Origin of the sequence: Pseudidiomarina halophila (genome assembly GCF_003987215.1) — a bacterium.
In the GTDB taxonomy this organism is placed as follows: domain Bacteria; phylum Pseudomonadota; class Gammaproteobacteria; order Enterobacterales; family Alteromonadaceae; genus Pseudidiomarina; species Pseudidiomarina halophila.
Genome location: NZ_PIPW01000002.1, coordinates 1 through 11,448, shown reverse-complemented (window position 1 = coordinate 11,448; position 11,448 = coordinate 1). Strand labels below are relative to the sequence as shown.

At 49.2% G+C, this 11,448-nt stretch carries 11 protein-coding genes; 7 read left to right on the top strand and 4 right to left on the bottom strand.

The features are described 5' to 3' along the window. Window positions 1–10: 10 nt before the first annotated feature. Both CWI69_RS06045 and CWI69_RS06040 read right to left on the bottom strand, forming a co-directional pair. On the bottom strand, window positions 11–1,168 hold the full coding sequence (locus tag CWI69_RS06045; protein WP_126762916.1) for a PQQ-dependent sugar dehydrogenase: 1,158 nt from the start codon (window positions 1,166–1,168) through the stop codon (window positions 11–13). A 75-nt stretch (window positions 1,169–1,243) separates the two neighbouring features. Then, entirely contained in the window at window positions 1,244–2,158 is a 915-nt protein-coding gene (locus CWI69_RS06040; protein ID WP_126762914.1) for a hydrogen peroxide-inducible genes activator, read from the bottom strand. Between the two features lie 176 nt (window positions 2,159–2,334). Between CWI69_RS06040 and CWI69_RS06035 the strand changes: the two genes are divergently transcribed. Together CWI69_RS06035 and CWI69_RS06030 are read left to right on the top strand one after the other, a co-directional pair. Beyond that, the gene (locus CWI69_RS06035; protein WP_126762912.1) at window positions 2,335–2,880 is read left to right on the top strand and encodes a peroxiredoxin; all 546 of its coding nucleotides are present in this window, start codon (window positions 2,335–2,337) and stop codon (window positions 2,878–2,880) included. 78 nt (window positions 2,881–2,958) lie between these two features. After that, entirely contained in the window at window positions 2,959–3,486 is a 528-nt protein-coding gene (locus tag CWI69_RS06030) for a carboxymuconolactone decarboxylase family protein (RefSeq protein ID WP_126762910.1), read from the top strand. Between the two features lie 168 nt (window positions 3,487–3,654). Here the strand turns inward: CWI69_RS06030 and CWI69_RS06025 are convergent, their stop codons facing one another. Continuing rightward, a complete protein-coding gene (locus CWI69_RS06025; protein WP_126762908.1) occupies window positions 3,655–4,266 on the bottom strand; it encodes a hypothetical protein in 612 nt (203 codons plus the stop codon). Between the two features lie 183 nt (window positions 4,267–4,449). Here CWI69_RS06025 and CWI69_RS06020 point away from each other — a divergent pair, with 183 nt between their 5' ends. The 4 genes from CWI69_RS06020 to CWI69_RS06005 all read left to right on the top strand — a co-directional run bounded on the left by CWI69_RS06020 (window position 4,450) and on the right by CWI69_RS06005 (window position 8,844). Further along, complete coding sequence (locus tag CWI69_RS06020) at window positions 4,450–5,676, top strand: Zn-dependent hydrolase (protein WP_126762906.1); 1,227 nt, start codon at window positions 4,450–4,452, stop codon at window positions 5,674–5,676. Window positions 5,677–5,787: 111 nt separating this feature from the next. Continuing rightward, a complete protein-coding gene (ccoG, locus tag CWI69_RS06015; RefSeq protein WP_126762904.1) occupies window positions 5,788–7,203 on the top strand; it encodes a cytochrome c oxidase accessory protein CcoG in 1,416 nt (471 codons plus the stop codon). Further along, entirely contained in the window at window positions 7,196–8,209 is a 1,014-nt protein-coding gene (locus CWI69_RS06010; RefSeq protein WP_126762902.1) for a serine/threonine protein kinase, read from the top strand. Before ccoG ends, CWI69_RS06010 begins: the two co-directional genes overlap by 8 nt. Window positions 8,210–8,238: 29 nt before the next feature. After that, the gene (locus CWI69_RS06005; protein ID WP_126762900.1) at window positions 8,239–8,844 is read left to right on the top strand and encodes a thiol:disulfide interchange protein DsbA/DsbL; all 606 of its coding nucleotides are present in this window, start codon (window positions 8,239–8,241) and stop codon (window positions 8,842–8,844) included. Here the strand turns inward: CWI69_RS06005 and CWI69_RS06000 are convergent. Beyond that, window positions 8,810–9,724: an acyltransferase gene (locus CWI69_RS06000; RefSeq protein WP_126762898.1), complete on the bottom strand. Its 915-nt coding sequence runs from the start codon at window positions 9,722–9,724 to the stop codon at window positions 8,810–8,812. The genes CWI69_RS06005 and CWI69_RS06000 overlap by 35 nt on opposite strands. A 249-nt stretch (window positions 9,725–9,973) precedes the next feature. Between CWI69_RS06000 and CWI69_RS05995 the strand changes: the two genes are divergently transcribed. After that, on the top strand, window positions 9,974–10,678 hold the full coding sequence (locus CWI69_RS05995; protein ID WP_198678911.1) for an RHS repeat domain-containing protein: 705 nt from the start codon (window positions 9,974–9,976) through the stop codon (window positions 10,676–10,678). Window positions 10,679–11,448 lie beyond the last annotated feature (770 nt).

Here is an 11,448-nt window from a genome sequence, read left to right as displayed (position 1 = left end):
ATTTTCCGATTTAGTCGTCTGCGTTTGTGATGCGAATTAATTTCCCGTTACGGTCGTCTGTAACCAGGTAAATTGCGCCATCAGGACCCTGCTCAATATCACGGATACGTTGATCAACAACGTCTTTAAACAAGGTTTCTTCATGCATCACGCGTTCGCCTTCCAAATCAAGCCGTGCAACTTGCGATGCTTTCAGTGCTGCAACCAGGAAATCGCCCTGCCACTCAGGAAATTCGCTGCCGGTGTAGAAAATCGCGTTTGAGGTTGCGATTGACGGTACCCAGTAGTAATGCGGTTGTAACGTACCTTCAACATGGGTTTGGTCGCTGATGATGCTACCGTCGTAATCGACGCCATAGGTCGCTATGGGCCAGCCGTAATTGCCACCGGCAATTGGAATGTTGACTTCATCACCGCCTTTCGGACCGTGTTCAACCGTCCAAAGGTCACCGGTCTGCGGATGAATTGCCGCACCTTGAACATTGCGGTGACCGTAAGACCAGATCTCAGGCAATGCGCCATCCTGGCTGACAAAAGGGTTGTCTTCCGGAACGCTGCCATCAGGCCAGATACGTACGACTTTACCGTGATGATTATCGAGGGTCTGCGCGTCATCCATTGCCGAATAACGATCGCCCAGGGTTACGAACAGGTGACCTTCTGGTGAAAATACCAGACGTGAACCAAAGTGGGCGCCGCTTTCATATTTAGGCATTCCGCGGAAGATAACTTCGACTTCCTGCAGGTTGTTGCCCACCAACTTGCCGCGAACTACAGCGGTGCTGTTGCCCGGACCGCCGTCAGGGTCTGCTTCAGAATAACTTAAATAAACCCATTCGTTTTCTTCGAAGTCTGGATCAAGTGCCACGTCAAGTAAGCCACCCTGGCTTTTATAGACGACATCAGGAACACCCAGAATCGGATCACTAATCACGCCATCGGTACCAACGCGGCGTAAATTTCCCGACTTTTCCGTCACCAGCGCATCGCCGTTGGGTAAAAATGCGAGCCCCCAGGGAAAGTTCAGGCCCTCAGTGACAGTAGTGACTTCGACCTTGTGGCGCTCGGTTTCTGCTTCTGCCGCTTGTGCTGTTACGGCAACGGCGCCGCTTAGTGCTGTAGTACAGATAAGTGCGAGAGTTGATGTCTTAAAAACCTTGTGCAACATAATGTGCTCCTTTTAGTTCCGACTGCCTTTACTATAGACAAAATTCAGAATTGGATTGCTTTGTTTGCGATTTTCTCACTGTAATGTGCGTTCAGGTAACAAATCGGCGATAACTTCCGCCAGTTTCCGGAAGGTTTGCCGACGATTGGTGGTTGAGCGGTAAATCAAACCAATATCCCGGGAGGCCTGTTGACCTGAAGGTTGCAATGCGACCAGGTCAGTACCGGTTAGAATGCCGCGGTCAATGGCCATCTGTGGGATAAAGGTTGCGCCGAATCCAGCGTCCGCCATTTGCACCAGACTATGTAAGCTGGTGGCGGTAAAGGGGTTGATTTTGCTGGAGTCAGCAAGTTCACATGCCGCTACCGCGTGGCCGGTTAAGCAATGCTCTTTTTCGAGTAAAAAGATCGATTCATCAGGCAGCTGATTGTAGGCCACAGGCTCTTTTATTTTTGCAGCCAGTGATTTATGCATGACCAGTTTAAACGGGTCACGACCCAGCATGTAGCTCTGATTGCCCTGAATATCCATCGGCAACGCCAGGATCAGCACGTCGAGCTCACCATTACGCAATAGCTGCAGTAAGTTGTGGGTGGTGTCTTCACGGATATTCAGGTGCAACGCCGGATAATGCTTGTGGACGAACTTGCTTAAATCGCCAAGTAAAAAGGGCGCTATGGTGGGAATACAGCCTAAACGCAACGGGCCTTCCATGGTTTTGCCCTGACTTTGCGCGAAATGCAGCAGTTCTTCCGTTTCGGTGATGATTTTGCGCGCCTGGTCGACAATCTCTTCGCCCATACCGGTAAACAGAAAAGACTTGTGGTCGCGTTCGATCAGCTGACAGCCAAGCTGTTCCTCAAGGTTCTGAATACCACTGCTCAGCGTCGACTGACTCACATGGCAGGCCTGCGCGGCACGGTTAAAATTCTGATGTTGATGCAGGGCAAGCAGATAGCTCAGATTTTTTAGGCTGGGTAGCTTACTCATTGATATCCCCCAAAAGGTCTAATCATGTTTTCCGATTATCATAATCCCTTTTATTCGTTTTAACAAATCAGCCATACCCCCTATTATTCTCCCCGTACCGAGGCAGCCGGAGATTTCGCCGCCTCAAGAAATTTCAAAACCCGTTTTTAAAATGAAGAACCGAGGAGACATTCAATATGTTAACAGTAGGCGATAAATTACCAGAATTTTCAGTTGTAGCTGCAAAGCCAGGCTTCAACATGCCGGAAGAAAACGGCGAGAGCGCATTTGAAACTATCACTAACGATAGCTTTGAAGGTAAGTGGAAGATCATCTTCTTCTATCCAAAAGATTTCACTTTCGTTTGCCCAACAGAAATCGTTGAGTTCGCCAAATTAAACGAAGATTTTGCTGACCGTGACGCGGTGGTATTAGGCGGTAGCACTGACAACGAATTTGTGAAATTGGCGTGGCGTCGTGAGCACCCGGACCTTAAGAGCCTGAACCAGTACTCGTTTGCCGATAACGGTTCATTGGTTGATGGTCTTGGCGTACGTGACCAGGTTGAAAATGTTGCCTTGCGTGCAACCTTCATTGTTGACCCGCACAACGTGATTCAACACGTTTCGGTGAACAACCTGAACGTTGGCCGTAACCCAGCTGAAATCGTACGTATTCTTGATGGCCTGCAGACCGATGAGCTGTGCCCATGTAACCGCGCACTTGGCGGTGACACCCTGTAAGCGGCATCACTCCCCCCACATTGAGTGATGTCCTGTTAAGTGCCGCTTCGGCGGCACTCTTTTTCAAGAGGAAGATTTATGAGCATTGCAGATTACAAACAAGGCTTGGGCGACCACGGTAAAGACACCAAACTCAACTTGTCGAATATCTTCGGCAATGTCGATACCTCTGGCATGACCCCGACCCAATTTTATGGCACCGCCCTGTCGTTAGCTTATACGATTGGCGATGACCAGCTAACTGCCGCTGTTGAAGCTGAAGCGGAAGGCAAGGTTGAAGACAACGTCGTTGGCGCTGCGAAACTCGCCGCCACCCTGATGGCGATGAACAACATCTATTATCGTTTCGTGCATTTGAGCAGCGACAAGCAGTTCGCCAAAATGCCAGCCGGCCTGCGTATGAATGGCATGGCAAACCCAGGTGTTGATAAAGCAGATTTTGAGTTGTACTCACTCGCCGTTTCTGCACTAAACGGCTGTGGTATGTGTATTGATTCACACGTTGGGGTTTTATTGAAACATGAAATTTCAGCGCAAGTGGTTCAAAACTCGATCAAAATGGCAGCCGTAATGAATGCAGCTGCAACAGCGCGCCGAATCGCTTAAAAAATATTCGGATGTGTCACATGTTTGTCACGATGGTGAGTTAAATTAGCCATCGAATTCCCTGAGATCTGGTTGTTGTAACCCTTTTAGCCCGGCCCCACGCCGGGCTTTTTTTATGTCTCGTACTGCAACGCAGCTAATTGAGTCTCAGCTTGTTGTGCCGGCAGGTTAAAACCGGAAGCTTAAACCAGCTTTGTAGAGCTTTTCGTCGGAGTTGGCTTCTGCACCAAGAATGCCATGTATGGAATCGCTAAACAGGATACGACCTTCGGCGCCATAACTATTGGTATGGGCATCCATCACACTTACGTGGCGCAAAAATCCTTTTAAATGGAAAGCGGTATTGAAAACATGAGTGAAACCGATTTTGGCGCCAAATCCTGTGTCATCTACTGAATCACCGTTGAAGTCGTCTTCTATATAAACGACAGAGGGCTCAAAAAATACATCGGACACGTCTGAGGTGCTGTGTTTGAAGCCGACACCTGCCATGAGTACCGAGGTATCAGCACTGAATACAAAGTTGCCAATCTCATAATCTCCGCTGATGTCATCGTAACTGGCAATAACATACAAGAAATCATTTATTTGCTTGGAAAACTCCAAGCCGAATCCGTCTGGTTCCGCGTTGATACCCGTTTCGGTTTCATCGAAATCGAGCAGTTGATAATAGCCCGAAACATAGTCATAAACGGGGCTCTCAGAGGCATCGGCAGTTGCTGAGGCGCAAGCACCGAAAAGTAGTGATAAAGCGGTAAGTTGAATCGTCGGGTATTTCATAAAATCCTCCAGAGATGTGGGTTAGCGATCATGACAGGCTGCACTAGCAGTCAAGTCGAGATTTATGAAACTGTCAATAGAATGTTGTAGGGACGTGTCACGGCGCACTGATTTGCCCTATTCCGCGCCAGTATCTAAGCTTTTAGGACAGAGCAACAAACAGCGACAGCGATCAGGAGTCCTATGCAGATCAATTGTGAACGGCTGAAAACGAACTTACTCGAACTTTCAAGAATCGGTTACAACGAAGATGACCGCGGGGTTTACCGGCCAGGCTTCAGTGATGCCGATATGCAGGCCCGATCCTGGCTGCAGGACAAAGCCAAAGCTGCGGGCTATGAAACCTACATGGACGGCGCAGGGAACGTGTTCTTTGGTCGGGGTGATCGCAACAAACCAGCGATTCTGATGGGCTCCCACATCGACTCGGTGCCCGCTGGCGGTATTTTCGACGGCACCCTCGGGGTGATGGCTGCGCTTGAGGTCATGCAGACGCTGGATGAAAACGATATCCAGACCGACACTCCTATCTGGGGCGTCGCAACCGCAGAAGAAGAAGGCCGCTTCGGTGGCATGTTCGGAGCCCAGGCCATTGCCGGCAAACTCAATCCTGACTGGGTGCTTTCAGCCCACGACGCCGATGATGTGTATTTGAAAGACGCCATGGCCGCCCAGGGGCTGGATGCTATGGCGGCGCTTGATGCCGCCTGGCGGCCAGAGCAGTTAAAAGCCTTCCTTGAATTACATATCGAACAGGGGCCCGTATTATTTCAGGATAACCTGCAAATTGGCGTGGTCGATGGTATTTCCGGTGTCTTCAAGTGGATCGTGCACCTCAAAGGCAAAGCCGATCATGCCGGCACCGCGCCCATGGATAAGCGCAGCGATGCGTTTATGGGCCTGGCCGATTTCGCCCATGAAATCGAACGTATCATTGCCGAAAATGGTACCGATAAAACCCGGATTACCGTCGGCAAGGTCGAACTGAAGCCGGGCAACCCTCACACCGTACCAGGCGAGGCAGTGTTTACTATTGTTGGTCGTGACATGGATGAAGACGTCATGAAAGAGCTTGCCAATGCCTGCAATAAAACGCTCTCGGCAATTGCCCGCAGACATTACCTAAGATTCGAGTATGAGCAAACGAGTTGGCTGGGGCCAAAACCCTGCTCGAACTCCATCAGCGACCTGATTGAGAAGCAGGTCAAAAAACGCGGTTATACCTTTACGCGGATGCCAAGCGGTGCCGGGCATGACACACAGTTTTTGTCTGAAATTACCGAAGCAGGTTTAATCTTTATACCTTCGGTAAACGGCGTCAGCCACGCACCAGACGAGTGGTCGCATTGGCATGATGTTGAAGCCGGTACCAATATTTTACTGGACGTAGTGCGCGCGCAACTCGACTAAAGTGGCAACTAAAATGCACATTTAGTTGCCGCCCCGCTACTGATAATCATCGCGAAATAAGCGTATAATCCCTTCATATCTTGTGGAAATAGCTGAGGGTGGCGTACGGTTATGGAGCAGAAAGTAAAAGTGATGGCGGCGGATCAAGTGAAGATCCAGCGTCCTGACCCCGATAAGCGCAGCAACGATTACTCGCCGCGCAGCCGAATATACGTGCGCGACGTCAAAGGGAAGCTGGAATGGTTCCGCCGCGGCTTCGGTTTTTTGCTGTTGTTCGTCTTTGCCCTCATCCCCTGGCTACAGTGGAACGGTGACCAGGCCGTACTGCTGGATATTGCTAACCAACGCTTTCGTATTTTCGGTATGACCCTGTGGCCGCAGGATCTGACGATTCTGGCCTGGGTGTCGATTGTGGCTGCGTTCGCCCTGTTTTTCGTGACCACCTTGTACGGTCGTGTCTGGTGTGGTTTTATGTGTCCGCAAACCACCTGGACCTTTATTTTCATGTGGTTCGAGAAAAAGATCGAAGGTCCGCGCAACAAGCGTATTGCGCTGGACCGTCGTCCCTGGGATTTCGATAAGCTCTGGCGAAAGACCGCCAAACATACCTCCTGGCTTCTCGTCGCATTGCTCACGGCAATGACTTTTGTCGGCTACTTCACTAATGTCCGAGAATTATTTACCGACTTTTGGACGTTCGATACCGGCTTCTGGGCTACTTTCTCGGTCTTGTTCTTCACCTTCTGTACTTACGGCAACGCAGGCTGGATGCGTGAAATTATGTGCACCCACATGTGCCCCTATGCCCGCTTCCAATCAGCCATGTTCGATAAAGACACGGTGACCGTATCTTACGATCCGAATATGGGTGAGCCGCGTGGACCACGCTCAAAGCGAACCGATTACAAAGCCAAAGGCCTGGGCACCTGTATTGATTGCTATATGTGTGTGCAGGTTTGTCCTACAGGGATCGATATCCGCAACGGCTTGCAGTACGAATGCATTAACTGCGGTGCGTGCGTGGACGCCTGTAATGATGTGATGGATAAGATGAATTATCCGCGTGGCCTCATTCGCTTTACCACTGAACGTAATTTAGAAGGTGGGCGGACGCGCAAAACACGCTTCAAAGCGGTGGGCTATTTTGTTGTGATGGTGATTATGGCGACCTTGCTGGTGTGGGATATCTCCACCCGCAAGCCTCTGGAAGTCGACATTCTGCGCGATCGTAACCAGCTTTACAGTATCAGCATGGAAGGTTGGGTACAGAACGTCTATACCCTGAAAATACTGAATAAGTCACAGTTGCCGCAAACCTTTACTATCGAGGCGCAAGGCTTCGAGCGAACGCAGTTACTCGGAACCACTGAGGTCACTATCGACGGCGGCTCTATTGCCACAGTGCCAGTAACCCTCGCCGTGCATCCGGACGAAGTCACCGAGCGGGTACAGGACATTTACTTCGTTGTTTCCAGCACCGATGGTACAGTGACGGAACAACATCAAACGAGTTTTCTTTATGAATAATGCCACGGACGCGGCAACAGACTTTAGCTTTACCGGTTTAACGCCGGATGTGATTGCCAATGCCCTGGCCAGTGTAGGCGTGGATCCGCGTTCAGGATTGCTGGCGCTCAACAGCTATGAAAATCGGGTTTATCAGTTTATTGCCGATGACGACAAACGTTACGTGGCGAAATTCTACCGTCCGGCGCGCTGGCGCGACGAACAAATTCTGGAAGAGCATGCCTTCACCGCTGAGTTGCTGGCCGAAGATGTGCCGGCGGTAGCGCCGCTGGAATTAGACGGGGCAACGCTGCACTACTTTGAAGGCTATCGGTTCAGCGTCTTTCCAAGTGTCGGTGGGCGCGCGGTCGAACCCGGCGACATGAATGAGCTGGAACGAATCGGTCGGCAAATTGGTCGCTTACACGCGGTGGCGCGACAAGGTGAGTTTAAGCACCGTGGCACCATTAACGCCGATTATTTTGTCACGCAATCGTTGCAGACCTTGCGGCAAACCGAGCTTATTCCCGAGGGTTTACAAAACGCCTTTTGGGCGATTGCCGAACCTTTGGCCGAGCAGTTGCTGAAAACAGATTTAGCGGCATTTGATCAGCAGCGTTTGCATGGCGACTGCCATCTTGGCAATATGCTGCTGCGTGATGAAGAGCTGACCTTTGTCGATTTCGATGATGCATTAACTGGCCCTGCAGTTCAGGATTTGTGGATGATGCTGGCAGGTGATGATCGGCAGGAACGCTGGATGCAACTGGACGCATTGGTTAGCGGCTATGAAGAATTTTGTGATTTCGACGCCCGTGAGACCGCATTAATTGAACCCTTACGCGGTTTTCGCATCATACACTACATGGCGTGGCTGGCTCGACGCTGGCAAGATACAGCATTTCAACGGGCGTTTCCGTGGTTTGCTGAGCAACGTTACTGGGAGCAGCAAGTGCTGGCGATGAAAGAACAGCTTGCAGCCTTGCAGGAAGCTCCATTAGAGTTACGTCCGAATTTTAATTGTTAGTTGTTAATAGAAACCTACAGGAATCCACCATGAAAAAGTTGTTGTTTGCCGTACTGGCGTTGATGATGTTTCCCGTTGCTGCGCAGCAGTTCGAAGAAGGCGTGCACTATGAGGTGATCGCTGAACAGGGTACTGAAAAGCCAGAAATTAAAGAATTCTTTTCGTTTTTCTGCGGCGCTTGCTACCGCTTTGAACCTATCGCTCAGGCAATGGCAGAAGAGTACCCGGAAGCCTTTGAAAAATCGCACGTTTCTTTTATTAACTACAAAGGCCAGGGCATGACGATGAATCAAGCCTGGGCACTGGCAGAGCAACTGGGCAAAGAAAAAGAAATCAGCGCTGCTATTTTCCAACGCAACTTCGTGCAAAACAATATGATGGGCACCATGGAAGACTTCGAAGCGGTATTCGCCACCAATGGCGTCAGCAAAGAAGACTTCAATAAAATGATCAACAGTTTCGCGGTACGTGGCATGGCCAACAAAATGGATCGCGAAGCGGCAAACTATGGTGTGAACTCAACGCCTACGTTTATCGTCAACGGTAAATACCGCTTGCTGCCACAAGGTTTTAGCGAAAGCGAAAACTTTGTCGACGACTTTATTGCTGCGGCGGGTTATCTGCTCGAGCAATAAGCTTGTCAATCACTTCATCTTTGCGCTGCCAACGCTGGTTCAGCCAGCGTTGGAAGCGTTCTTTAAACGCCTCATCGTTAAAATAATCACCGATCAGATCCTCCCGCATCGGTAATGTCTCGACATTCACATAGATATCCCGAAGTTGCCCGCTAAGCAGTAGCCAAACCGCTGGGCGTTTACGCGATGGGTAGATGATGGTGATGTCCAGTATCGCATCGAATTGCTTACCCATCGTCTGCAACGTGAACGCTGTGCCACCGGCTTTTGGCGGTAACAGATGGCGAAAGGGACTGCGTTTTTGTTGATGCTTTTCGGGCGTGAAACGGGTGCCTTCACAAAAGTTAATAACGGTGGTTGGAATATGCCGGAATTTGTCGCACTTCTTTCGCGTTGTCGCAATATCTTTGCCCTTTAAATGAGGCTTGCGGGCGATTTGCGCGCGACTGTAACGCTTCATAAAAGGCATATCGAGTGTCCAGCACCCCAGCCCAATAATTGGTACCCAGAACAGCTGTTGCTTGAGAAAGAATCGCGGCATCGGCATATTGCGCGATGCCAAATGCATAAGCACCAGAATATCCACCCAGCTGCGATGATTACATAGAATCATGTACCAGCGGTCACGGTGCAATTCAGCGTCACCATGAATATGCCAGTGCATTGGCTGGGTCAGGCGAAACATCATCGACATCGCATAGCCCCAGACCCGAAACAGCGCGTTTGCCAGCGTCGACAACCCACGCTGCAGTGCAGGAATAGGCAATAGCAATTTAGGCAGACCGATGATGATAATCAGTGCACCAATAATCGCCGTCACCACCGCACCGAAAGTGAAATTAATAAGTACGCGAAATGGAGCCAGTAGCAACGTTAGCATAAGCACGCCCGAGTCAATCTGCAATTACCCCATCATACGTAAATAGCTGATTCTTGCTCAACTTTATGTAGATATTTAATAAGCGGCAAGACGCCAACAAAAAGATATTTTAATATAAAAATATTGTTGACCTGTCGTTTCATATGTTATTGAATCGGTGCCCACCGATTTTGATCGGGTCATCCGCATTGAGCGTGCTGGCAGCACCAAAGCGGTGAACTGCTGAGCGAAACCAAGAACGGGCCACATGTGAAAAGCTACATCTGGCTCGAAGGCGAGCTGGTTGCGCTTGTTTATAATGATGACTTGTACTTTGTCCACAACGACCACTTAGGTCGTCCGCATAAGGTAACCGATGATGCGAAAGCGGTGGTTTGGGAGGCAGATTTGCAAAGCTTTGACCGCAGTGTTGTGAGCTCTAGCATTGGTGCATTGAATATCGGCTTCCCCGGTCAGTATTGGGACAGCGAGAGCGCCACATGGCAGAACTGGTATCGTGATTACGACCCAAGTACGGGGCGCTATATTCAGTCAGATCCGATTGGGTTGAGCGGTGGGATGAATACGTATAGTTATGTTGCGTCAAATCCGATGCGGTTCATTGATTTTAAGGGGCTTGCTAAGCTGTGTAGCCGTCCGCTTGCTGGCTTTGAAAGAATACACGGGCCGTTAAGGCACGACCAGTTTTTTTATGAAGATGGCAGTAACAGCGGCTTCACAACTACAGGAGGGTTATTCGATAACGGGACGTATTTTTCTGACGAAAAGGATGGATACTCGTGCGACTCAAGGGATTATGAAGACTCTTTACTGAAAACGGCAGAGCGCAAAGCCCAAAAAATATTTGATGGAAATCGTTACAATGTATTAAGTAATAACTGCCAAGATTATGTAGAACTCGTCATACGTCTCTACAACAACATAGAATATGATGCTAGGTTCCCAATACAATGAGAAGATGCAAGCTGTTCATCGCGATATTGCTTTTATTGGTGTTGATATCACCACTTCACATTTATGCCAAGTGGCATTTAACGACTTTTTCGCATGGCGTCATATATACGCTTCTAAATGTTACATACATCCCTCACGACTACAAACGAAATGTTTGGGAGGGAATGATAACCTCAACACGTCCAAGGCACATTCCGAGCTTCCGACATAAATATAAGGGGTACTACGACGTACTCGTCTCGTCAACGAATGTAGATGAGAACGATAACGAGTTTGTTGCCTCTATAATGTGCGAGTCTGGCGAGAAGTTGCTATTCAACTCCAAAGATATACGCGCTACGGAGTTCTATAGAGAAAATAATGATGAACTCAGATTAGGTAGCTATCTAGTCGAAGAGACATCGGATAGCTTTAATGGTTGTACAATTAACCTACAGCCGCACGACTATAGTGGAACGCTCTTCCTTCGATTTGTAAAACAAACTCATTGGTAAACTTTTTAGATTAAGTGTAGTAATCGGTATCATGCGAACGATAATCGCACGCGGTTTAACAATGAGTATTGCCGAATCGATACAGACAGCAACCAATTGACCGCAGTGTTGTGAGCTCGGGCATAGGTACACTGAATATCGGCTTCCCATGGACTTCCCAGCTTTCACTAGACAGTCTGTAGATTTTCAAAGTACGCCTTTTCAAAGTTAGCTGGCGATACGCCGCCTGTATGAGAATGACGTTTTTTTGGATTGTAAAACATCTCGATAAAATTA